Source organism: Marinobacter mangrovi, from assembly GCF_016798325.1.
Taxonomy (GTDB): domain Bacteria; phylum Pseudomonadota; class Gammaproteobacteria; order Pseudomonadales; family Oleiphilaceae; genus Marinobacter_A; species Marinobacter_A mangrovi.
This window is the reverse complement of sequence record NZ_JAERVO010000001.1, coordinates 686,231-707,734: the sequence shown is the minus strand read 5'-3', so window position 1 is coordinate 707,734 and position 21,504 is coordinate 686,231. Positions and strand designations below refer to the sequence as shown.

The 21,504-nt window shown below is 61.0% G+C and carries 24 protein-coding genes, 1 tRNA gene and 1 other RNA gene; 22 read left to right on the top strand and 4 right to left on the bottom strand.

Going from position 1 to position 21,504, the window contains the following annotated elements:
* The first annotated feature begins 19 nt into the window (after positions 1-19).
* The 10 genes from JL474_RS03195 (at position 20) to JL474_RS03150 (ending at position 8,459) form a co-directional block, all read left to right on the top strand.
* Entirely contained in the window at positions 20-979 is a 960-nt protein-coding gene (locus JL474_RS03195; RefSeq protein ID WP_203140884.1) for an acyl-CoA desaturase, read from the top strand.
* Positions 976-1,410 carry a nuclear transport factor 2 family protein gene (locus tag JL474_RS03190; protein ID WP_236011969.1) on the top strand — a complete coding sequence of 145 codons (435 nt, stop codon included), beginning with the start codon at positions 976-978 and terminating at the stop codon, positions 1,408-1,410. The genes JL474_RS03195 and JL474_RS03190 overlap by 4 nt, the downstream gene beginning before the upstream one ends.
* Positions 1,407-2,201 carry an SDR family NAD(P)-dependent oxidoreductase gene (locus tag JL474_RS03185; RefSeq protein ID WP_203140883.1) on the top strand — a complete coding sequence of 265 codons (795 nt, stop codon included), beginning with the start codon at positions 1,407-1,409 and terminating at the stop codon, positions 2,199-2,201. The genes JL474_RS03190 and JL474_RS03185 overlap by 4 nt, the downstream gene beginning before the upstream one ends.
* Positions 2,198-3,460, top strand: a complete 1,263-nt coding sequence (locus tag JL474_RS03180) for an NAD(P)/FAD-dependent oxidoreductase (RefSeq protein WP_203140882.1) — start codon at positions 2,198-2,200, stop codon at positions 3,458-3,460. The genes JL474_RS03185 and JL474_RS03180 overlap by 4 nt, the downstream gene beginning before the upstream one ends.
* A 2-nt stretch (positions 3,461-3,462) precedes the next feature.
* Positions 3,463-4,353 (top strand): DUF1365 domain-containing protein, encoded by an 891-nt coding sequence (locus tag JL474_RS03175; RefSeq protein ID WP_203140881.1) that lies wholly within the window; start codon positions 3,463-3,465, stop codon positions 4,351-4,353.
* Complete coding sequence (locus tag JL474_RS03170; protein WP_203140880.1) at positions 4,341-5,603, top strand: SAM-dependent methyltransferase; 1,263 nt, start codon at positions 4,341-4,343, stop codon at positions 5,601-5,603. Before JL474_RS03175 ends, JL474_RS03170 begins: the two co-directional genes overlap by 13 nt.
* A complete protein-coding gene (locus JL474_RS03165; protein WP_203140879.1) occupies positions 5,600-6,124 on the top strand; it encodes a DUF2878 domain-containing protein in 525 nt (174 codons plus the stop codon). The genes JL474_RS03170 and JL474_RS03165 overlap by 4 nt, the downstream gene beginning before the upstream one ends.
* Positions 6,121-6,885 (top strand): hypothetical protein, encoded by a 765-nt coding sequence (locus JL474_RS03160; RefSeq protein ID WP_203140878.1) that lies wholly within the window; start codon positions 6,121-6,123, stop codon positions 6,883-6,885. The genes JL474_RS03165 and JL474_RS03160 overlap by 4 nt, the downstream gene beginning before the upstream one ends.
* Positions 6,886-6,993: 108 nt before the next feature.
* Positions 6,994-7,806 (top strand): exodeoxyribonuclease III, encoded by an 813-nt coding sequence (gene xthA / locus JL474_RS03155; RefSeq protein ID WP_123634785.1) that lies wholly within the window; start codon positions 6,994-6,996, stop codon positions 7,804-7,806.
* Positions 7,807-7,832: 26 nt separating this feature from the next.
* Positions 7,833-8,459 (top strand): TetR/AcrR family transcriptional regulator, encoded by a 627-nt coding sequence (locus JL474_RS03150; protein ID WP_203140877.1) that lies wholly within the window; start codon positions 7,833-7,835, stop codon positions 8,457-8,459.
* A gap of 54 nt (positions 8,460-8,513) precedes the next feature.
* On the opposite strand, the gene JL474_RS03145 is transcribed toward JL474_RS03150, so the two are convergent.
* Positions 8,514-8,957 (bottom strand): phasin family protein, encoded by a 444-nt coding sequence (locus JL474_RS03145; RefSeq protein ID WP_203140876.1) that lies wholly within the window; start codon positions 8,955-8,957, stop codon positions 8,514-8,516.
* A gap of 502 nt (positions 8,958-9,459) precedes the next feature.
* Here JL474_RS03145 and JL474_RS03140 point away from each other — a divergent pair.
* From JL474_RS03140 to hemH, 6 genes are all read left to right on the top strand, one after another.
* Complete coding sequence (locus tag JL474_RS03140; protein WP_123634788.1) at positions 9,460-9,780, top strand: ArsR/SmtB family transcription factor; 321 nt, start codon at positions 9,460-9,462, stop codon at positions 9,778-9,780.
* Positions 9,780-10,217 (top strand): YeeE/YedE family protein, encoded by a 438-nt coding sequence (locus JL474_RS03135; protein WP_236011968.1) that lies wholly within the window; start codon positions 9,780-9,782, stop codon positions 10,215-10,217. Before JL474_RS03140 ends, JL474_RS03135 begins: the two co-directional genes overlap by 1 nt.
* Positions 10,217-10,660 (top strand): YeeE/YedE family protein, encoded by a 444-nt coding sequence (locus JL474_RS03130; RefSeq protein ID WP_203140874.1) that lies wholly within the window; start codon positions 10,217-10,219, stop codon positions 10,658-10,660. Before JL474_RS03135 ends, JL474_RS03130 begins: the two co-directional genes overlap by 1 nt.
* An 89-nt stretch (positions 10,661-10,749) precedes the next feature.
* Entirely contained in the window at positions 10,750-11,184 is a 435-nt protein-coding gene (locus JL474_RS03125) for a TIGR01244 family sulfur transferase (RefSeq protein WP_203140873.1), read from the top strand.
* Positions 11,185-11,201: 17 nt separating this feature from the next.
* Positions 11,202-12,980 carry a SulP family inorganic anion transporter gene (locus JL474_RS03120; RefSeq protein ID WP_203140872.1) on the top strand — a complete coding sequence of 593 codons (1,779 nt, stop codon included), beginning with the start codon at positions 11,202-11,204 and terminating at the stop codon, positions 12,978-12,980.
* A gap of 74 nt (positions 12,981-13,054) precedes the next feature.
* Positions 13,055-14,146: a ferrochelatase gene (gene hemH / locus JL474_RS03115; RefSeq protein ID WP_203140871.1), complete on the top strand. Its 1,092-nt coding sequence runs from the start codon at positions 13,055-13,057 to the stop codon at positions 14,144-14,146.
* A gap of 63 nt (positions 14,147-14,209) precedes the next feature.
* Here hemH and JL474_RS03110 read toward each other — a convergent pair whose 3' ends face one another.
* Positions 14,210-14,563 (bottom strand): hypothetical protein, encoded by a 354-nt coding sequence (locus JL474_RS03110; protein WP_203140870.1) that lies wholly within the window; start codon positions 14,561-14,563, stop codon positions 14,210-14,212.
* 421 nt (positions 14,564-14,984) lie between these two features.
* On the opposite strand from JL474_RS03110, the gene gabT reads away from it, so the two are divergent.
* The 6 genes from gabT (at position 14,985) to JL474_RS03080 (ending at position 19,238) form a co-directional block, all read left to right on the top strand.
* Complete coding sequence (gene gabT / locus JL474_RS03105; RefSeq protein ID WP_123634795.1) at positions 14,985-16,265, top strand: 4-aminobutyrate--2-oxoglutarate transaminase; 1,281 nt, start codon at positions 14,985-14,987, stop codon at positions 16,263-16,265.
* A 172-nt stretch (positions 16,266-16,437) separates the two neighbouring features.
* On the top strand, positions 16,438-17,175 hold the full coding sequence (locus JL474_RS03100; RefSeq protein ID WP_203140869.1) for a 5-oxoprolinase subunit PxpA: 738 nt from the start codon (positions 16,438-16,440) through the stop codon (positions 17,173-17,175).
* The gene (pxpB, locus tag JL474_RS03095; protein WP_203141295.1) at positions 17,175-17,852 is read left to right on the top strand and encodes a 5-oxoprolinase subunit PxpB; all 678 of its coding nucleotides are present in this window, start codon (positions 17,175-17,177) and stop codon (positions 17,850-17,852) included. The genes JL474_RS03100 and pxpB overlap by 1 nt, the downstream gene beginning before the upstream one ends.
* Positions 17,849-18,799, top strand: a complete 951-nt coding sequence (locus JL474_RS03090) for a 5-oxoprolinase subunit C family protein (protein WP_203140868.1) — start codon at positions 17,849-17,851, stop codon at positions 18,797-18,799. Before pxpB ends, JL474_RS03090 begins: the two co-directional genes overlap by 4 nt.
* 173 nt (positions 18,800-18,972) lie before the next feature.
* Positions 18,973-19,063: transfer RNA gene (locus tag JL474_RS03085), tRNA-Ser, on the top strand.
* Between the two features lie 30 nt (positions 19,064-19,093).
* Positions 19,094-19,238: non-coding RNA, RtT sRNA (locus JL474_RS03080), on the top strand.
* Between the two features lie 381 nt (positions 19,239-19,619).
* Here the strand turns inward: JL474_RS03080 and JL474_RS03075 are convergent.
* Entirely contained in the window at positions 19,620-20,453 is an 834-nt protein-coding gene (locus tag JL474_RS03075; RefSeq protein WP_123634798.1) for a CheR family methyltransferase, read from the bottom strand.
* 37 nt (positions 20,454-20,490) lie between these two features.
* Positions 20,491-21,423 (bottom strand): chemotaxis protein CheV, encoded by a 933-nt coding sequence (locus JL474_RS03070; RefSeq protein WP_123634799.1) that lies wholly within the window; start codon positions 21,421-21,423, stop codon positions 20,491-20,493.
* Positions 21,424-21,504 lie beyond the last annotated feature (81 nt).

Sequence of the window (21,504 nt, the reverse complement as noted above, 5' to 3'; positions counted from 1 at the left end):
TGGGAAGGCATTCACTTTCATGACCCGAGTACAGCATTGGCGCTACAGCATTCAAAGATGGTTCGACTCCGAAGCGCATTCAGATCAGCTTGACCGGCAGTCCCGCTCTTTCAACTGGGTTCGGGTAATGCCCTTCCTAGCGCTGCATCTGGCCTGTTTCGGTGCCCTTTTTACCGGCTTCAGCGCGTTCGCGGTGGGGTTTGCCATCGCCTTCTTCGCCCTGAGAATGTTTGCCATCACCGGCTTCTACCACCGCTATTTCTCACACAAGACGTTCAAGACCAGCCGGGGCTGGCAGTTTGTCTTTGCGCTGGTCGGGGCCAGCGCTGCCCAGCGCGGGCCGCTCTGGTGGGCTGCCCACCATCGACACCACCATCAGCACTCCGACGCGCCAGAAGATCTTCACTCGCCGCAACACGGCGGTTTCTGGTGGTCCCATATTGGCTGGTTCACCTGCGACGCCGGCTTCGCCATGGACGACAAACGGGTCCGCGACTGGCTTAAATTCCCGGAGCTGCGGTTCATCAACCGGTTCGACGCCCTGATGCCCGCCGTATGCATTGCCCTGATCTACCTGCTGGGCGAAGCCCTCGCTCGCTGGGCGCCGGGCCTGGGTACCAACGGTTTGCAACTGGTGGTCTGGGGCTTCTTTATCTCGACCGTGGCCCTGTTCCACGCGACGGTGTCGATCAACTCCCTGGCCCACGTCTGGGGTCGGCGGCGGTTCGAAACCACGGACGACAGCCGCAACAATGTGTGGCTGGCCCTGCTGACCCTGGGCGAAGGCTGGCACAACAATCACCACCGCTGGCCGCTCTCCGCCCGGCAGGGTTTCCGGTGGTACGAGATTGACGTGACCTACTACCTGCTGTGCCTGATGGAGAAGCTGGGCATCATCTACGACCTCAACCGTTTGCCCGACCATATCCGTCAGGAAGCCATCGAGATTGACCGCCAACACCGGAGGGATGTTGCATGACTATCATGCCGGAAACCTGTCTGGATCGCTTCCAGCGGCTTTTCAACCAGATGTCTTCGGACCAGTTAGGGGCGCTGGAGTCCGTTTACAGCCCGGACGTCCGGTTTACGGATCCGTTTGTCACCGTCGAAGGTCTGGACGCGCTGACGGAATATTTCTCCAGCGCCTACACCAATGTCATCAGCTGTAGCTTTCGCTTTGACGATGTGATCGGCGCGGACCCGGCCATCTGCCTGCCCTGGACCATGACACTGCAGCATCGCCGTATTCGCCGGGGTACGCCGATCCAGGTCGATGGCATCAGCCATCTGCAGCTCGCCGATGATCTCATCCTCGCCCACCGCGACTATTTCGACGCGGGCCAACTCCTGTACGAACATCTGCCGGTGCTGGGCTCGGCGGTGCGCCTGATCCGGAAATACGCGGCATGAGCCAGTCTACCCTGGACCGACCGATCACGGTCTGGCTGACCGGCGCATCGTCCGGCATCGGCGAGGCACTGGCACAGGCAATGCTCGCGCAGGGGCATCACGTGATCGCAACCGGGCGGCGACGCGAACCTTTGGAAACGCTGGCCGCGGCCTATCCTGACCGGGTCACGGTGGCTCCCGCCGACACGACCGATCGGGGGGCCCTCAACGGCCTGACCGCGACATTCGCCGAGCAGGCACCGCTGCAAATGGCGGTTCTCAATGCCGGCACCTGTGAGTACCTGGACGTCGAGCACTTCGACGCCGACGTGATCGAGCATAACCTGCACACCAACGTTACCGGGACCGCCCGGAGTGTGGAAGCAGTCCTGCCGGCCCTGAGGGAAGCCTGCCGCCAGGGCCTGCCGGCGGAACTGGTGATCGTGGGCTCCTCGGCCTGGTGGTTCCCATTTGGACGCGCCGAAGGGTATGGCGCCTCCAAGGCCGCCCTGGCCTATCTGGCCCATTCGTTGCGGGCCGATCTTGCCGCCGAGGGAATCCGGGTCACGCTGGTCTCACCCGGTTTTGTGAAAACACCGCTGACCGATCGCAACGACTTCCCGATGCCCTGCCTGATCGAAGCCACCGAAGCCGCCGATCGTATCGTGAAGGGGCTGCAGCGCGGGGCTTCCGAAATCCATTTTCCCCGGCGTTTTACCCTGACGCTGAAACTGCTGGGCGCGTTACCACAGAGCTGGGTCGACAGGCTGGCCGCCAGAATGACCCGATCATCCAAGGAACACCCTGAATGACAGACCGACAGAAAATAGCCGTCGTCGGCGGAGGCGTTGCCGGCCTGACCAGTGCCTGGCTGCTGGCCGATCATCACGATGTGACCCTGCTCGAGGCCGCCGATTACGCCGGCGGCCACACCAACACCCGGCCGGTTGAGCTGGGCGGACGTTCCTGGCCGGTCAACACCGGCTTTATCGTGTTCAACGACTGGACCTACCCGAACTTCATCAAGCTGATGGAGCGGCTCGGCGTGGCCTGGGAAGAAAGTGACATGAGCTTCAGCGTGGCCTGCGAGCGCACCGGGCTGGAATACAACGGCACCAGCCTCAACACACTGTTCGCTCAACGGCGTAACCTGCTCAACCCGCCGTTTCTGAACATGATCCGGGAGATTTTGCGGTTCAACAAACAGACCCGCGCCGAGTTGGCCTCCGGCGGGATCAGTGACGATGAAACGCTGGGCGAATACCTGAACCGCAACGGTTACTCCCGGTATTTCCGCAACTTCTACATCGTACCCATGGGCGCCGCGATCTGGTCGGCACCGGAGATTGTGCTGGAACAGTTCCCGGTGCGCTTTTTCCTGCAGTTCTTCAATAACCACGGCATGCTGTCGGTCGACGATCGCCCGACCTGGCGCGTGATTTCCGGCGGTTCAGCGAGCTACGTGGACCGTATGATGGACAAGCTCGGCCCGTTGACCCGGCTGAACAGCCCCGTTACTGCCATCCGTCGGTTTGACGATCATGTGGACGTGACGGTGAACGGTCACACTGAGTCCTACGACCAGGTGATTCTCGGCTGCCACAGCGACCAGGCGCTGGCGATGCTGGCCGACCCGACCAAGGCGGAAACCGAAATCCTGGGCGCTATCGAATACCAGGATAACGACGTGGTCCTGCATACCGACGACAGCCTGCTGCCTCGCAGCCGACGGGCCTGGGCCGCCTGGAACTATACGATTCCGGAGCACCCGACCGAGCCGGTCTCGGTCACCTATGACATGAACATCCTGCAGAATTTCGACGAGGCACCGGAAACCTTCTGCGTCACGCTGAACCGGTCCGATGCCATCGATCCGGATCGCATCATCGAGCGTTATAATTATGCTCATCCGGTGTTTACGATGGCAGCGGTCGCTGCCCAACAGCGCTACGACGAGATTGGAGGCCACAACCGCACCCATTTCTGCGGCGCCTACTGGTTCAATGGTTTCCACGAAGACGGCGTACGCAGCGCCCTGCGGGTGACGGACGCCTTCGGTGTGGGGTTATAACGATGACCGACGGACCGCTCCACAGTGCCTGGCTGGCCGGGCGCATTCGCCACCGTCGGATGCAGCCCGTCAATCACCAGTTCCAGTACCGCACCGGGCTGTTGGCACTGGACCTGGACGACTGGCCCCGCATCGGTGAGATCAGCCGTCTGCTCTCCGTCGGTCGTTTCAACTGGTTGTCCTTGCGTCGCAGCGATTACCTGGCCCCGGAGCAACCGGACCTGAAGCAGGCCGTGCAGGATCAGGTGGAGGCCGCCACGGGCTGGCGACCTGACGGGCGGATCGAACTGGTGACCCACCCCCGCTATCTCGGCTACATCTTCAACCCCGTCAGCTTCTACTGCTGCTATGCGGCAGACGCCCGGCCGGAAACCGGCGATCTGCCCCGTGTGGTGGCCGCGCAGATCACCAACACCCCGTGGCACGAGCGGCATGTCTACTGCCTTGAAGGCGCGCCGCTGCAAGTCAGCCGGGCGGGATGGCACACCCAGCAATACCGCTTTCAAAAACGCTTCCACGTGTCGCCGTATAACCCGATGGACCAAGAGTACCAGTGGGTTTTCAGCGCCCGCGGCCCCGAGTTGCGCATCCACATGAACGTCCGTCGGAACGGCGCCAAGGTTTTTGATGCGACGCTGGAAGTCCAACGCACCCCGGTCACTCGTAAAACGGTACAGAGTCACATCCGCCGCTTCCCGGTGGAAACGCTTAAAGTGGCCGCCGGTATCTACTGGCACGCCCTGAAACTGAAGTTGAAGGGGGCCGTTTTCCAGACCCACCCCGACAAACTCGACCGCCAGGACCCGGCCTACCGGCTGGGCCACGCCGATCACGGCGAACGGGTTGATAACGCCGTACCCGGAACAGGAAAGGTAAGCTCATGGAGAACCTGAACAGCACCGCAACCGAGGCCCGCCGCGCCTCGCTGACCAGCGACTGGGCCCGCCGACTTGTCCTCAAGCAACTGCAGCAACTCGAAGCTGGCGTCTTGACGGTCAAGGAAGCGGGCCGGGCCGATACCCTCTGCGGGGATGGAGACACCCGGTTCCCGCCCGCCGAGATCCGCATCCATGAGGCTTCCGCCTGGCGCGACATCCTGACCGGCGGCGGCATCGGGGCGGCGGAGGCCTACGTGGCCGGCGATTGGACGTCACCGGACCTGACCACCCTGCTGCGGTTCTTTACCCGCAACATTGATCGCATGAACGCGTTCGAAGACCGTTTCAGCTGGATCACGAAACCGGCACTCAAGGGGTTGCACTGGCTCAATCGCAACAGCCGGGAAGGCTCCCGCAAGAACATCGAGGCCCATTACGATCTCGGTAACGCGCTGTTCGAAATTTTCCTCGATCCGACGATGATGTACTCGTCTGCCGTCTATCCCGACGAGGCCACCAACCTCGACGAAGCGGCGGTGTTCAAGCTGGACCTGATCTGCCGCAAGCTGAACCTGGGAGCAGACGACCGGGTCATCGAGATCGGCACGGGCTGGGGCGGCTTTGCCCTTCACGCCGCCCGCCACTATGGCTGCCACGTCACCACGACGACCATTTCCCGGGAACAGCACGATCTCGCGCAGGAACGGATTCGGAAGGAAGGCCTGGAAGACCGCATTACCTTGCTGTTCGACGACTACCGGGACCTGACTGGCCAGTACGACAAGCTCGTCTCCATCGAGATGATCGAAGCGGTTGGTCCCCAGTATCTGGAAAGCTATTTCAGCCAGATCAGCCACCTGCTCAAACCGGAGGGGCTGGCCCTGATCCAGGCGATCAACATGCCGGAACAGCGTTACGACCGGGCGCTTCGCAATGTGGACTTTATCCAGCGCTATATCTTCCCGGGCAGCTTTATCCCGTCGTTCGGCGCCATCCTGGAGGCCGTCCGTCACCAGACCGATCTGGTGATGGTCCAGAGTGACGACTTCGGCTTTCATTACGCGCGCACCCTGCACGACTGGCGCCAGCGCTTTATGGATGCCCGTCGCCGGATTCGGGAACTCGGCTACGACGAAGCCTTCATCCGGCTCTGGGACTTCTACTTCAGCTACTGCGAAGCCGGTTTCTCGGAGCGGGCCATCGGGGTCTCCCAGATCCTGTTTGCCAAACCCGGCAACAAGCTGGACCCGCGGCTGACGCCATGATTGACCGGGGGCTGCTCCGCAACGGCCTGAACTTTGTGATGTTCCAGGCCGGCTGGCTGATTTGTGTGGTCTACCCGGGGCCTATCGCTGTGGTTGCGGCGGCGCTGGTGCTGGCGGTCCACCTGGGTGTCGTCAGCAGGTCGCCGTTGAGAGAAGCCCGCTTTATCCTGATCGGCACCCTGCTGGGCGTCCTGCTCGATGGTTTATGGTTTCGAGTCGGCGTACTCGTCAGTCCCGACGGCCAGCCGCTTTGGGTTCCTCTCTGGCTGGTGGCGTTGTGGGTACTGTTCATGACGACCCTGTGCCACTCGCTGGCCTGGCTCGGCGAGCACCGTGGTCTGATGGTGGCGCTGCCCCCCCTGGCAGGCCCTTTCGCTTACTGGAGCGCAACGCAACTGGGTGCCGTTACCCTGCCGAACCCGCTCGTCGGCCTGATCGCCATCGGGTTGGGCTGGCTGGTCCTGTTTCCGCTCCTGATGTTCATTCGACAGCACACAGTCCGGGAGGATGCACTGGCATGAGATATACGGCTTCCCTGCTTCTGCTGCTGACACCGCTCCTGTGTCTGGGCGCGGATAAACCGGCAGAATATCAATTCACCGGAACCGCCTACGGCGACGACGATGCACCGCTCTATGAGGAGCATCACGACGTCAACGGCGTTTGCCGGGACCAGCACTTCGTGCCCCAGTCGCACACCGTCGACTACGTGGCGCTGGACGAGTCGCTGGGCCGGCTCAACCACTCCTTCGCCCGCAAACAGATCGACTACACCAACAGCCCCTGGCGACCGACCGTGGACTTTTCCCAGCCCACCTTCGATGAGCGCCTGATGATCCGCAACGTTGATGATCGGGAAGCCCGGTTGCGCTGGCAGACACCCGCCGGCGACAAAAAGACGTTCGTGGTCCCGCTTGAGAAGGACACGGTCATCGATGCCGGTTTCGTGCACTTCATTCGTGACCATTGGAGCGCCCTGAAACAGGGGCAGTCCATTGAATTCAGCTTTCTTGCGCCCACCCGGGGTGAAACCTACGGTTTCGTGGCCGAGCCGACCACCCAGGATGAGCTCGATGCCGACCTGGTGATCAATATGCGACCGACCGGCGTCCTGCTGCGCTGGGTGGTCGACCCGATTATTCTGGGCTTCGACAAACAGGGCCGCCTCACCGACTACCTGGGGCTGGGCAACATTCGCAAGAACGAAGACCGCAACTACAACGTGCGTTTGCGCTACGACAAGACGCCCATCCCCTGTCCGCTCCTGCCCCGGGAGAATTGATCCGCGCGGCGTCACAGGTCGGACAGTTCGACCCTTTGTCCTGCCGAACGCTGTGGTAGACTCGCGTCATTGCCTATCCACCCGCCGAACAGGACAGATAATCAGCCGATGATCGTCGTCTCTTTCAACGTCAACAGTATTCGTACCCGCCTGCATCAGCTCCAGGCCGTTATCGACGCCTATAACCCCGATATCATCGGTCTCCAGGAAACCAAGGTGACCGACGAGGAGTTCCCGGCTGACGATATTCGGGCCATGGGCTATGACGTGTTTTTCCACGGCCAGAAGACCCATTACGGCGTTGCGCTGCTGACGCGGCACGAGCCCGAGTGTGTCCAGAAGGGCTACCCCTGGGACGAAGAAGACGCGCAGCGTCGCCTGATTGCCGGCCGCTTCAACATCGGCGGCCAGAAGCTGACGGTCATTAACGGCTACTTCCCGCAGGGTGAAAGCCGGGATCATCCGGTCAAATTCCCGGCCAAGGAAAAGTTCTACGCCGACCTCAACCGCTACCTGGCCGACATCGCCAAGCCGGACGATCCGGTGATTGTGATGGGCGACATGAACATCTCGCCCCGGGACGAGGACATCGGCATCGGCGCCGATAACGCCAAGCGCTGGTTACGCACTGGCAAATGCAGTTTCCTGCCGGAAGAGCGCGAGTGGATGAGCACGCTGGAAAGCTGGGGCCTGACCGATGTTTTCCGCCACCTGCATCCGGACGAAGCCGATACCTTCAGCTGGTTCGACTATCGCAGCAAGGGGTTCGAGCGTGACCCGCGCCGCGGCCTGCGCATCGACCTGATCATGGCCAGCAAAGGGCTGCTGCCCAAGGCCCGGGCATCCGGCGTTTCCTATGACATCCGTGGCATGGAGCGTCCCTCGGATCACTGCCCGATCTGGGCCGAATTCGACCTCTGATTGGCCAGCCGGGCCAGGGAACAGCCATGAAGGTCAAGACCCGCGACAGGATTCTGGACACCAGCCTGACTCTGTTTAACGTGGTGGGTGAGCCCAACGTGACCACCCTGCTGATCTCCGATGAAATGGAGATCAGCCCCGGCAACCTGTACTACCACTTCAAGAGCAAAGGCGACATCGTCGGCGAACTGTTCGGCCGCTACGAAGCCGAGTTGCTGGATCTGTTGGAAGTGCCATCGGATGTGGATATCAGCCTGGAGCAGCTGGGCATCTTTCTGCATCTGACGTTCGAGGCCATCGCCCGTTACCGCTTCCTGTACCAGGACCTGGTCAACGTACTGTCTCGCTATGACACCCTGCAAAAACGTTTCCGGGCGATTCTCAAACTCAAGCGCCGCGCCTTCCTGACGCTGTGCGGCAGCCTGCGCCAGCAGGACGTCATGGCGATCGACGATCACGAACTGGACGCCTTGTGTGAGCAGCTGACGCTCACCCTGAGTTACTGGGTCAGCTTCGAGCTGCTGTCACACCTGAACAATAAGGACAATGTGGATCTGGGACGCGGCGTCTTCCAGATGATCAACCTGATCACCCCCTATCTGACCGAAGACACCGCCGAGCAAGCCCGCCTGATGGCGGAGGACTACCTTTAGTTACCACCAGGCTGATGTAAACGCTATGACAAGAGAGGTTGCCGTGAGCGGCCGTTACTCCTCTTCGCTACTCATCTTGCGCGCCTTGTCCTTGCGCACGGCCTTGAGCTCCGCTTCCAGCGCTGAAATGCGGGCTTCCAGCGCTTCAATCTCTTCCCGGCGATGAATGCCCAGCCGGCGCAGGGCCCCGGAGACGCGCTGGTCGAACAGGCCTTCAAGACGATCCCAGGTGCCGCTTGCGCGCTCTTTCACGCCCTCAACGTGGCCTTCCACGTTACGCACGTGGCGCTCAACGACGCCCCGCGTCTTGTTTTCCAGCTCTTCACCTTCGTGGACGAGACGATCAAAAAAGCGGCCGGCGTCTTCCTCCGCCTTGGTGTAGGCGCCCAGACCCGCCAGCCAGATCTGGCGAGCCGACCCCTTGATACGATCCGCCAACTGGGCATCACGTTCCTGATCGTTGTCGTTGCCCTTCTCTTGGTCGTTGTCACTGCTCATAGATACCTGCTCCAACAGCGGGCCGGTTTGTGAAAATCATCGGGACAATACCTTTCCCGCACCCTATATATTGAGCTCATTGTATTACATCCACCGGTCAGAATCAGGCCCCGTAATCCGGTAAATCAGCGGAATTAAAAGGCCCTCTCCAGAACCCTTTCCCAATGAGACGATCCTCTGGAAAGCCGCGCCAGCACAGGTCTTCCGGGACGCTATAAGAGTTATTTCGTTAGAAGAAAATAGTTTCAACTGAAGCGTTCAAAAACTTGAGATGTTCAAAATATAAACAATACTGAATGGACCGGTATCCCTGCTGATGCCGGTTTGTCTGGAAGTCTTTCATGGATACTACTCGCACGCCTCTGCCCGGCCTCCCGTGCCGGGCTTTTTTATGCCCGGGATCTGCCTTTTTCAATTCACCGTTGCCAAGTCAATCTATCGTTATATAATATATTTAAATGTTATTTAATTCCGAACCAATGATATCGGAGATTTCAGGGTCATGAGTGAGCCGGCCATCGACATCCATGAAATGCGGGCTTCTGCCGACCGCGCCAGCCAGTTCCTGCGCAGTATTGCCAATGCCGACCGACTGATGCTGCTGTGCCAGCTCAGCCAGGGTGAGCTGGGCGTCAGCGATCTGGAGGCCGCCACCGGCATTCGCCAGCCTTCCCTGTCCCAGCAGTTGGGCATTTTGCGGCGGGAGGGACTGATTGCGCCCCGCAAGCTGGGCAAGCAGGTGTTCTACCGGATCGACGATCCCAAAGTGTTGGTGATGGTTCAGCAGCTCTATGATCTGTTCTGTACAGAGGAGACCGTGTGATGACGATCGACTGGACACACTTCACACCGATGACCGCCCTCACAGGCGGTATAATGATCGGCCTCGCGGCCGTTATACTCATTCTCGTCAACGGACGCATAGCCGGCATCAGCGGCATATTGGGCGGACTGCTCACCCCCTCAAAAGGTGAGAATGCCTGGCGAGTCGCCTTCCTGCTCGGAATGGTGTCGGCCCCCCTGATCTGGGTGGTCGTTGCAGCCCTGCCAGCCATCGAAATCGATGCCTCGACGCCGCTGCTGGTGATTGCAGGACTGTTGGTGGGTTTCGGCACCCGGATGGGATCCGGCTGCACCAGTGGCCATGGGGTGTGCGGCCTGTCGCGCCTGTCACCTCGCTCGCTGGTGGCCACCACGCTGTTCATGGCCATGGGCTTTGTCACCGTCTATATCGTGCGCCACGTGCTGGGAGGTGTGTGATGCGAACCCTGTTATTTGCCTTTATTTCGGGGTTGATTTTCGGTGTTGGCCTGCTGGTCTCGGGCATGGCGAATCCCGCCAAGGTCCTTGGCTTCCTGGATCTGGCCGGAGTCTGGGACCCCTCGCTGGCGCTGGTCATGGTCGGCGCAATCCTGGTCGGTCTGTTCGGTTTTACCGCAGCCCGTCGGCGCACCACCAGTCTGCTGGGACACCCCATGCGACTGCCGGACAGCACCGTCATCGACCGCCGGCTGGTGATCGGCGCCCTGTTGTTCGGGGCCGGCTGGGGACTCGCCGGCTTCTGCCCGGGCCCGGCTATCGTGGCTCTGGGTGCCGGCCAGGCCAAGGCGGTTATTTTCGTCGCCGCCATGGTGGCCGGTATGATCCTGTTTCAGGTTTTCCAATCATGGGAGCAGCGTCAGCACACGGCTTTGGGGTCATAAATCGCGGCGTACAGCATCGCCCCGCTCATGTTACTCTCGCGGCATAAAACCGGACGCTGCGCCCGATTACCATTCAACAGGAGACTGCCATGGAATTGCACAAACTCGACGACGATCTGACGGTCGCTCCGCAGATTACGGTGGACGACGTGGCGGAAGCAGCCCGCGCCGGATTCAAGACACTGGTCTCCAATCGACCGGACCGAGAGGGTGACGACCAACCCGCCACGGACGCCATCGCCCAGGCCGCCCGCGAAAACGGCATGGAATGGGTTTACCTGCCGGTGCAATCCGGCAACATCACCGATGACGATGTGGCTCGTTTCGCGCCACTTCTGGAAACGGCCTCCAAGCCCATCCTCGCCTTCTGCCGCACGGGCACCCGCTGCTCAACGCTCTGGGCCCTGTCCCGAGCCCGTCAGGACAACATCGACCAGCTTCTGCAGACCGCCCGATCGGAAGGGTATGACCTTGGCGCGCAGCGTGAGCGGATGCTCCGCATCGCCGCCAAACGCAACGACTGATCGGGATCCGGGCGGTAATGAGAGAACGCCTCTCCGCAGTACTGCCGCCTCTGGGCTGGCTGCGCGACTATCACCGCACCACGCTGATCCAGGATCTGCTGGCCGCGTGCATCATGACCGTGCTGGTGATTCCCCAGTCGTTGGCCTATGCCCTGCTCGCCGGCCTGCCGGCCCAGGCGGGCCTGTACGCGAGTCTCCTGCCGGTCATTGGTTACGCCCTGTTTGCCAGCAGCAGCGCCCTGGCGGTTGGCCCGGTGGCGCTGATCGCCTTGATGAGCGCCACCACCGTCGGCGACATCCAGGCCGCGGGTCTGGCCGATTTTGCCACCAGCTCACTGGTACTGGCCCTGCTCTGCGGCGTCATCCTCTTCGTTATGGGTGTCGCACGCCTCGGGTTCATGGCCAACTTTATCAGCCACCCGGTGATCTCCGGTTTTATCTCCGGTTCGGCACTGATCATCATCCTCAGTCAGGTCGGAACCCTGCTGGGCATTCCCACCGAAGGCAGCACCTTACCCGCATTACTCCACTCAATCGGCGAACACGTGGGCCGGTTCAATGATCCGACGGCCATCCTCGGCATCGGCTCCGTCCTGTTCCTGCTGCTGGCCCGCCGATTCAGCCAGCGCCTGTTCTGTGCCATTGGCCTGCCTGTCGGCGTGGCATCAACGCTGGCGCGCCTGGCCCCCATGCTGGTGGTGATCGCCACCGCCGCCGTGACGGCCTGGCGGCACCTCGACACCGCCGGCGTCCGCGTGATCGGCAACCTGCCGTCCGGGTTGCCCGGGCTGTCGCTGCCCGCGATTAACCTGCCCCTGGTGGAGGCCCTGGCGGTGCCGGCCATCCTGATCAGCCTGGTGATTTTTGTGGAGTCCACATCGATTGCGCATCGTATCGCCGCCCGCCGGGGTGAGCGGCTGGACGCCAACCAGGAACTGATGGGGCTGGGCGCGGCCAACCTGGCCGCCGCCGTATCGGGCGGGCTTGCTGTGGCCGGCGGCTTCTCCCGTTCGGTCGTTAACATCGAAGCCGGCGCCCGAACCCAGCTGGCCGGGGTATTCAGCGCCATAGGCATTGCCCTGGTCACGGTTTTCTTCACCGATCTGTTCCATTACCTGCCCAAGTCGACACTGGCCGCGATCATCATCGTGGCGGTGACCACGCTGGTCGATTTCAGGGCCATTGCGGACACCTGGCGCTATTCCCGCCAGGACGGCCTGGCCCTGCTGACCACGCTGCTGCTGACGCTCCTGGCGGGCGTCATTCCGGGCATTCTCGCCGGTGTCGCGCTGTCACTGATGCTGTACCTGTATCGGACCAGCCGGCCGCACGTGGCCGTGGTCGGCCGCATCCCGGGCACCGAACACTTTCGTAACCAGCAACGCTACGCCGTGGAAACACACCCGCTGATTGTGATCCTGCGTGTGGATGAAACCCTCTATTTTGCCAACGCCCGCTACCTGGATGACTGCGTCAGTGAGCTGGTCAGCCGGCGCCCGGAAGCCACGGATTTCGTGTTGATGTGCACCGGCATCAATACCATCGATGCGTCGGCGCTGGAAACGCTGGAAGCCATCAACACCCGACTGCAAAGCGCCGGCATACAACTGCACCTGTCGGAGGTCAAGGGACCGGTGATGGATCGCCTGCGGCGAACCCGGTTCCTGCAAAACCTGTCCGGCGAGGTGTTCCTCAGCACCTTCGACGCCTGGCGAACGCTGAGCGATAGACATCCGCTATCAACGCACGCCATTGACTCGTCCGGCGAAAAAGCTAATCCTTCCGGCGCACACTGACGTATCTGGAACGTCCGCCGCCGGATTGCGTCCAGCAGCTGCCATCCACTTGTGATTGTTGACGGAAACACACCATGCGTTACCAGGGTCCAACCGGATTCAAACACCAGCAACCCCAGAAAACCGGTATTCTGATCACCAACCTGGGCACACCGGACGCGCCGACGGCGCCAGCCCTGCGCCGATACCTGAGGGAGTTCCTGTCGGACCCTCGGGTGGTGGAATTTCCGCGCCTGCTGTGGTGGCTGATTCTCAACGGGGTCATTCTCCGGATTCGCCCAAAGCGGTCAGCAGCAGCCTACAGCAAGGTCTGGACCGCCGAGGGGTCGCCCTTGCTGATTCATACCGCCAACCAGTGCGAGATGCTCAGAGAGCGCCTGCAGGCGCGCTATGGCGACAACGTGGTGGTAGCCTTCGCCATGCGCTATGGCTCGCCGTCCGTTTCTTCAGTTTTGGAGCAGCTGCAACAGGCCGGTGTCCGCCAACTGCTGGTTCTGCCGCTCTACCCCCAGTATTCGGCATCCACTTCGGCGTCCACGTTCGACGCCATCAGCAAGGATTTCAGTCAGCGCCGCTGGCTGCCGGACTTCCGCTTTATCAGCCACTATCCGGACTATCCACCCTACATCGAGGCGATGGCCCGTCACATCGAGGCCCATCGCGCCCAACACGGCGCTGGCGAGAAACTGATTCTGTCCTATCACGGCATTCCCAAGCGCTACCTGCTCAACGGCGACCCGTATCACTGCGAGTGCCTGAAAACCTCCCGCTTACTGGCCGAGCGACTGGGACTGGGCGAACACGATTACATGACGACGTTCCAGTCCCGGTTCGGACGCGAGGAATGGCTCAGGCCCTACACGGATGAAACCCTCAAGGCACTGCCCGATCAGGGGGTCAAATCCATCGACGTGTTCTGCCCGGGCTTCTCCGCCGACTGCCTGGAAACGATTGAAGAGATCGATGAGGAAAACCGGGGCTATTTCATGGACGCCGGCGGCGAGCGCTTCCAGTACATTCCGGCGCTGAATGCCGAGGATGTGCACATCGACGCCCTGGAGCAACTGATCGAAGAAAACCTGAAAGGCTGGACCCTGCGCAGCCCGGGCACCAAAGCCCTGCGGGACCGGGCCCAACGGGCAAAAGCTTTGGGGGCCACCGAATAAACGGATAGTCATCCACAAAAAACGGAAGCCCGCAGGCTTCCGTTTCTTTCTCCGTATTGGCCGTTACGACACGGCATCCGGCAGTCGCCCGCGAGTGACCAACTGCCCGCCGATCTCCCGCGACAGGGCCAGCCCATCCACAACAAAGTACTGACGTTCCTGCAAACCGCATTGACGCAGGACAGCCGGCAGCGTCCGGAATTCGATCCGGAAAGCCAGCTGGGGAACAAACCGGTAGGTCTGGCCACGATAGCGCCAGGTGACCAGCGGGGCCAGGTGCTCCTGACCATTGGGATCGGTCTGGCGCTGGCCGACGACATCGTCCCGCCAGCTGATGTGCAGGTCGGTCACGCCATAACGCGCCTCGAGTTGACGCTCTTCCGTCAAACCAATCACCCGGTTAATAGCCATGCTCATCGTTGAGCCTCCTTTGCGTGAAGCCTCTTGGCTTCGTATCAACAAGAAATCCAAGTCATCTCGTTGTTGTCACGGATCATCCTGATCACGCTTTCTTGTTCTTCCCACTATATGGGCAACTGCATCGACTTCACGCCCAAAACGCCGCTATGGCCCGATATGACAGCGCTTCGACGGGATATGACCGGTTAATGGCCGGATCGCACGGATCAGAGTGGTCCGGATTCCACTCGGAAACGAACAGAAATTTAGGCTCAGGGGGTGGCAAGACCCGGGGTTTAGCCTCTAAGTTATAAGCTGTAATGAAGAAAGGTCAGGATTAGGCTGTCATAGATAGACCAGTCGCCCAGGAATGGGGAGTCCCATTCCATTTTCCATGAACGTGCCGGAATGTCGCGGCATGCCAATCAGGAGAACGCCTATGAACAACGCTGAACTGCAAGCCCTCAAGGAAAAGTACGTTGCGGCCGGCGCTGCCAGCCCGAACGATCAGTTCGCCGACCGGGCGAAGAATGCAGAAGTCTGGGATGCGGACGGCAAGCGAATGATCGACTTTGCCGGGGGTATCGGCGTTCTCAACATCGGCCATCGACACCCGAAAATCGTGGACGCCGTGAAGGCGCAGCTGGATAAGGTGATGCACACCTGCCAGACCGTCATGCCCTACGCCCCTTACGTCCAGCTGGCCGAAAAGCTGTGCAAGGTTTCACCGGTGACCGGGGATGCGGCCAAGGCCTGTATGTTCAACGCCGGTGCCGAAGCGTTGGAGAATGCCGTCAAGATTGCCCGTTGCGCCACCGGACGCCACGGCGTCATCTGCTTTGACGGCGGCTACCATGGCCGGACCCTGATGACCCTGGCCATGACCGGTAAGGTTCTGCCCTACAAACACGACTTCGGCCCCATGCCCGGCGGGGTTTTCCGCGCCCCCTTCCCGATTCCCTACCACGGCATCACCGAGGAAGACGCGCTGGATGCGCTTCACATGCTGTTCAAGACGGACATCCCGACCAAGGACGTCGCAGCGATTGTCGTTGAGGCGGTCCAGGGTGAAGGCGGCTTCTACATCGCACCGCCCAGCTTCCTGCAGGCGCTACGCAAGATCTGTGACGATCACGGCATCGCCCTGATCGTCGACGAAGTGCAGTCCGGCTTCGGCCGTACCGGCAAGATGTTCGCCATCGAGCACAGCAACGTGAAGCCGGACATCATGACCATGGCCAAGAGCATGGCGGACGGCATGCCGATTTCCGCCGTGGTCGGCAACGCCCGCATGATGGACGCCTCCGGCCCCAACAGCCTGGGCGGCACTTACAGCGGCAGCCCGCTGGCCTGTGCGTCGGCGCTGGCCGTGCTGGAGGTGTTTGAAGAGGAAAACATCCTCGAGAAAAGCGTGGTTCTGGGCAACAAGCTGGAAAAACGCTTCCTGCAATGGCAGGACAAGTTCAAACACGTCGACAACGTCCGCCACCTCGGGCCCATGGCCGCTTTCGAGCTGGTGACGGACAAAGCCTCGCGCACCCCGGAGCCGGAGATGACCGGCGCCCTGGTCAAGAAGTGCAAGGAAAAAGGACTGATCCTGCTCAACTGCGGCCTCTGGGGCAACTCGATCCGAGTGCTGATGCCCATCACCATCGAGGACGATGTGCTCGAAGAGGGCCTGGCGATCATGGAGGAGAGCCTGGCCGAACTGGAAGCTTGATGTCAGACGGGCGGGCACCTGCGGGTGTTCCGCCCAACACTCTCCTTCCTATCTCCGTCTTTGCTGCCCCCACCCGACGATCCCCGCCCGTTAAAATCCTGCGGCCAACATGGCTTTACCCCTTCATAGGGCCTGTTATCCTGAAGCTGTATCACCCCCGAAGGAGACCACCTTGAAACTGAATTGCGACCTGGGCGAAAGCTTTGGCGCCTGGACCATGGGCAACGACGAGGCGGTCATGCCCCTGATCGACATGGCCAACATTGCCTGCGGTTTCCACGCGTCCGACCCCGACATCATGGTGAAAACGGTACGGTTGGCCGCCAGCCATGGTGTGATGATGGGTGCCCACCCGGCCTATGCCGACCTTCAGGGGTTTGGGCGTCGGTCGATGCCCCACACGGCGGAGCAGATCCACGCCCTGATCTGGTACCAGGTCGGCGCGCTGGATGGCATCTGTCGGGCGGCGGGCCAACAGGTGGCCTACGTCAAACCCCATGGGGCGCTGAACAACGACATGATGAAGGACCCGGCCGTTCTTGAGGCCGTCCTGAAAGCCGTTCACGATTACAACCCGAGCCTGACGCTCATGATTCCCACAACCCGAATGCACGGCGACCACCGGGCCCTGGCTGCGCAATACGGCGTCCCGCTCTGGCTCGAAGCGTTTGCTGACCGGGCTTACGATAACGACGGTCAGCTGGTCTCGCGCCGGCAACCGGGTGCGGTCCATCACGAGGCCGCCACCATAGTGGCCCAGGCCCGCAGCTTCGCCGAACAGGGTGGTGTTCGAAGCATCGAAGGCCAGTGGCTCGATCTGCCTGCAGACAGCTTGTGCGTGCACGGCGACAACCCCGAATCCCTGGCCGCCGTGAAAGCGATACGCGAGGCGCTGGGAAAAGCCGCGTGATCATCGAGCCCGTTTCCGAAGACAGTATCCTGATCCGCTTTGGCGATACGCTGGATGAGCAGTTGACCCCGAGGATCCTGGCTGCGCAGCAAACGATCGCCGAACAACTCGGCGACTGGATCATCGATCAGGTTCCCGCCTACACCACGCTGCTTGTGGTTTACGATCTGCACAAGGTGGATTTCCGGCGGGTCATCCGTGCGATCGAGCTCATCCTGACGGCGACGGGTGAAGACACCTCAGAGCCCGCTACAACAGGCCGCCTGATTGAATTACCCGTCTATTATCACCCGGACGTGGGGCTGGACCTCGAAGCGCTGGCCGAACAGGCCGGACTGAGCATTAACGACGTGATCCAGCGGCACACGGCGACGACCTACCGGGTGTTTGCCATGGGCTTTGCCCCCGGCTTTGGTTTCATGGGCACCGTCGATCCGTCGATTGCCACACCCCGCAAGACAACACCACGCCAGCGTGTACCTGCCGGCAGCGTCGGCATCGCCAACCAGCAAACCGCCGTGTACCCATCCGTCTCACCGGGCGGCTGGAACATCATTGGCCGCTGCCCCACCCGACTGTTCTCACTGGACAGCCTGTCGCTGCTTCAGACGGGCGATCGAGTCTCCTTCAAGTCGATATCCCGTGAGGACTTTCTCGCGCAGGGAGGCGAGCTGTGAGCGGCCTGCGCGTTCAAAGTACCGGCCTGCGAACCACCCTGCAGGATGAAGGACGACGACACGGGCAACATCTGGGATTGGCCGTCGGTGGCGCCGCCGATCTGCACGCGTTTCGCTGGGCCAACAAGCTGCTGGATAATCCCCGTGGGAGCGCCTGCCTGGAAGTCCTGATGGGCGGGTTCAGTGCCGAAGCCACCGGCCCCATGAGCATCGCCGTCACCGGTGCCGCGGGCCGATTGGCGATTAACGGCCGCCGCCACTCCCTCTGGCGCACGCACGCCCTGCAGGCCGGCGACACCATCAGCCTGGAATCGCCAACCAGCGGTTTGCTCAACTACATCGCGGTGCGCGGCGGCTGGCTGGGCAAATGCCTCTGCCAAAGCCACGCCATGACGCCCCGGGAAGGCTTGCCCGGCTTAAGCGCCGTCGAGTCCGGCCAGTTGATCGAAGCGGCGTCCACGGACATCGCCCCGCACCGGCAGATGCCTGAGACGTTTCTCCCGGATTACACCGCCCCGCTCACCCTGAACGTCATCCCGGGCTACCAGTACTCGGCGTTCAGCCACGAAGCACGTCGTACATTGACGACCGCGCCCTACACCATCACCCAGCAAATCGACCGCATGGGTTACCGGTTATCGGGCACCGACATCGACGTCCCGGGAATGACACTGCTCTCCGAAGGCATTGCCCTGGGCTCCATCCAGGTCCCTGCCGACGGCCAGCCCATCGTCCTGCTCAACGACCGGCAGACCATGGGTGGGTATCCCAAGATCGGGACAGTGGCGGCATTGGATTGCAGCCGGCTCTGTCAGCGCGGACCGGATACGGAAGTCCGTTTCCGGTTTGCGGAGCTGGCCAACGTACAGTGTGAGCGAGTGGTGTTTGAGGCGTTTTTTGCGAGGACAACGTGGAACACCGACGGCAAGGCCCTCATTTGGCCGTGACGGCCCCGGGGAAAGGTCCGCCGCTTAGCTCATCAGACTGCCACCAAAACTGATCAAAAAGCACACGCCTTGTTGTTTTTACACGAAAATACCGAAAGAGAGTTGCCAAATCTGAACAAAACCATTAGAGTTTGCGCCCTCAGATCGGCACAGCCCGTCTGAAACAGTTTATTGGAGAGGTGGCCGAGTGGCTGAAGGCGCACGCCTGGAAAGTGTGTATACGTTAATAGCGTATCGAGGGTTCGAATCCCTCCCTCTCCGCCAATAAAAGAACCCGGCTTTCGAGCCGGGTTTTTTATTGGCTGATTGGGTGGGTAGAAGAACCCTCGCGGGTTCGACCGGAGCAGGCGAACGCCTGCGGAGGAACGTCGGAGCGTATGCGACGACGGCCCCGAAGGGGTGAGGCGCAAAGCGCCGAATCATCCCTCCCTCTCCGCCAAATTTGAGGAAGCCCGGCAATGCCGGGCTTTTTTTATGGCGGATCGGTCGGCGACCGTCCGGCTCCCGCCCAGAGGCCGGGAGCGCTCGCAAGGTTGCGAACGATGTTCGCAATGAAAACCTCGCTCGCCCCTCTCCGCCAATAAAAGAACCCGGCTTTCGAGCCGGGTTTTTTATTGGCTGATTGGGTGGGTAGAAGAACCCTCGCGGGTTCGACCGGAGCAGGCGAAAGCCTGCGGAGGAACGTCGGAGCGCCAGCGACGACGGTCCCGAAGGGGTGAGGCGCAACGCGCCAAACCATCATGCCCACACCGCCAAACCTAAAAAGCCCGGCGAGAGACCGGGCTTTTATTCTGCATTACTCGCGTTCGACCAGAACCCCTTACCGCTTCTTGGCCCGATAGATAATCCCCGGCTGGCACTGAACCATCTCATAATATTCCGGCAACCCATTCAGGGATTCCGAAGCCCCCAGGATCAGGTAGCCACCCGGCACCAAGGCGCTGTGCATGCGGGTAAGGATGTCTTTCTTGAGGTCCGCGGAGAAATAGATCAGGACGTTACGGCAGAACACCAGGTCGAATTTGCCCATGATGTAGCGGTCCAGGAGGTTCAGCTCCTTGAACTCGACCATGTTCTTGATCGCAGGCTTGATCTGCCAGCCGCCGGACGGCGAGGACGTGAAGTAGTTGCGTTGACGATCCGGCGAGAGGCCCCGCCCGATAGCGAGCATCTCGTACTCGCCCCGACGGGCTACTTCCAGGACGCTACGGGAGATATCGGTCGCTACGATCCGTACATCTCCCCGCAGGCGCCCCGGCTTGAGCCGGCGAAACTCGTCGATCGCCATCGCGATGGAATAAGGCTCCTGCCCGGTGGAACAGGCAGCCGACCAGATCCGTAAAGGCTGGTTGCCCTTCTGCTCCGCCAGTTCCGGCAGCAATCGCTCATTCAGGATGCGGAAGGGGTGGGTGTCGCGGAACCACAGTGTCTCGTTGGTGGTCATCGCATCGATCACCACCTCGCGCAATGGATCCCGGGGGCGCTGCAATTGCTTGATCAGGCCACCAAGGGTATCGAAGCCGTTTTCCTCAAGGATTTTCCGGAGGCGGCTCTTGACGAGGTATTGCTTGTTGTCGCCCAACAAAATTCCGCAGGCGTCCTGCAGGAATCCTTTGAATGCGTCGTATTCCTGGGGAGTAATCTCTGATTTCATGGGCCCTTGCAGCGATTCCGGTCCTTCTCGGCGCGGATCATAGTTGATCCAGCACTTCCATCACCCGCTCAGCGAGCTCGTCTGGGCTGAACTTCGCCATGAAGTCGTCAGCACCCACTTTCTGAACCATGGCCTTGTTAAACACACCGCTCAACGACGTATGCAGCATGATGTACAGCGAATTCAGCTGCGTGTTTTCCTTGCACCGCGTTACCAATGTGTAGCCGTCCATTTCCGGCATTTCCACGTCGGAAATCATCATGCACAGGTGATCGCTGATGTCGGAGCCGTCAGCGGTCAGCTCTTTGACGTAGTCCAGAGCCTGTTTGCCGTCGTTACGGGTGACCACCGCCAGTCCGATCGCCGTCAGGCAGCGTTCGACCTGGCGCCGCGCCACGCTGGAATCGTCAACGACCAGAACGGGACGGGTGGATGTCCGATCCGTTTCGGAGCTGCGGCCCACCAACTCTTCGCCCACATCCTCGCGCAACGGTGCCACCTCAGCCAGGATCTTTTCAACATCGATGATTTCGATCAGTTGGTCGTCGATGCGGGCCACGGCGGTCAGGTAAACTTCGCGCCCGGCCCCTTTGGGCGGCGGCGATACTTCTTCCCAGTTGAGGTTGACGATGCGGTCCACGCTGCCCACCAGGAAACCCTGGGTGCGCCGGTTGTACTCCGACATGATCACGAAGCTTTCGGCGAGGTTACTCGCTGGAATCTCCGGCAAACCGATCGCCAGACTCATGTCGATGATCGGAATGGTCTCCCCCCGAATGTGCGACACCCCCCGGACCACCGAACGGCTTTGCGGGATGGATGACAGCTTCGGGCATTGAAGGACTTCCTTCACCTTGAACACATTGATGCCGTAGACCTGACGGCCACGCAAGCGAAACAGTAGCAACTCCAGGCGATTCTGCCCGACCAGCTGCGTTCTCTGATTCACACTGTCCAATACGCCTGCCATAACGCTCTTACCTATCTTGCTTGTTATTCAGTTCCGCGTCCGTAGATGGCCGTTATCATCCATGCTGATCAAATCGGCACA

Bases quoted from the DNA above. Each gene is read 5' to 3' on its own strand.
- JL474_RS03195 (WP_203140884.1), top strand. From the start codon at position 20: ATGACCCGAGTACAGCATTGGCGCTACAGCATTCAAAGATGGTTCGAC.
- JL474_RS03190 (WP_236011969.1), top strand. From the start codon at position 976: ATGACTATCATGCCGGAAACCTGTCTGGATCGCTTCCAGCGGCTTTTC.
- JL474_RS03185 (WP_203140883.1), top strand. From the start codon at position 1,407: ATGAGCCAGTCTACCCTGGACCGACCGATCACGGTCTGGCTGACCGGC.
- JL474_RS03180 (WP_203140882.1), top strand. From the start codon at position 2,198: ATGACAGACCGACAGAAAATAGCCGTCGTCGGCGGAGGCGTTGCCGGC.
- JL474_RS03175 (WP_203140881.1), top strand. From the start codon at position 3,463: ATGACCGACGGACCGCTCCACAGTGCCTGGCTGGCCGGGCGCATTCGC.
- JL474_RS03170 (WP_203140880.1), top strand. From the start codon at position 4,341: ATGGAGAACCTGAACAGCACCGCAACCGAGGCCCGCCGCGCCTCGCTG.
- JL474_RS03165 (WP_203140879.1), top strand. From the start codon at position 5,600: ATGATTGACCGGGGGCTGCTCCGCAACGGCCTGAACTTTGTGATGTTC.
- JL474_RS03160 (WP_203140878.1), top strand. From the start codon at position 6,121: ATGAGATATACGGCTTCCCTGCTTCTGCTGCTGACACCGCTCCTGTGT.
- xthA (WP_123634785.1), top strand. From the start codon at position 6,994: ATGATCGTCGTCTCTTTCAACGTCAACAGTATTCGTACCCGCCTGCAT.
- JL474_RS03150 (WP_203140877.1), top strand. From the start codon at position 7,833: ATGAAGGTCAAGACCCGCGACAGGATTCTGGACACCAGCCTGACTCTG.
- JL474_RS03145 (WP_203140876.1), bottom strand. From the start codon at position 8,957: ATGAGCAGTGACAACGACCAAGAGAAGGGCAACGACAACGATCAGGAA.
- JL474_RS03140 (WP_123634788.1), top strand. From the start codon at position 9,460: ATGAGTGAGCCGGCCATCGACATCCATGAAATGCGGGCTTCTGCCGAC.
- JL474_RS03135 (WP_236011968.1), top strand. From the start codon at position 9,780: ATGACGATCGACTGGACACACTTCACACCGATGACCGCCCTCACAGGC.
- JL474_RS03130 (WP_203140874.1), top strand. From the start codon at position 10,217: ATGCGAACCCTGTTATTTGCCTTTATTTCGGGGTTGATTTTCGGTGTT.
- JL474_RS03125 (WP_203140873.1), top strand. From the start codon at position 10,750: ATGGAATTGCACAAACTCGACGACGATCTGACGGTCGCTCCGCAGATT.
- JL474_RS03120 (WP_203140872.1), top strand. From the start codon at position 11,202: ATGAGAGAACGCCTCTCCGCAGTACTGCCGCCTCTGGGCTGGCTGCGC.
- hemH (WP_203140871.1), top strand. From the start codon at position 13,055: ATGCGTTACCAGGGTCCAACCGGATTCAAACACCAGCAACCCCAGAAA.
- JL474_RS03110 (WP_203140870.1), bottom strand. From the start codon at position 14,563: ATGAGCATGGCTATTAACCGGGTGATTGGTTTGACGGAAGAGCGTCAA.
- gabT (WP_123634795.1), top strand. From the start codon at position 14,985: ATGAACAACGCTGAACTGCAAGCCCTCAAGGAAAAGTACGTTGCGGCC.
- JL474_RS03075 (WP_123634798.1), bottom strand. From the start codon at position 20,453: ATGAAATCAGAGATTACTCCCCAGGAATACGACGCATTCAAAGGATTC.
- JL474_RS03070 (WP_123634799.1), bottom strand. From the start codon at position 21,423: ATGGCAGGCGTATTGGACAGTGTGAATCAGAGAACGCAGCTGGTCGGG.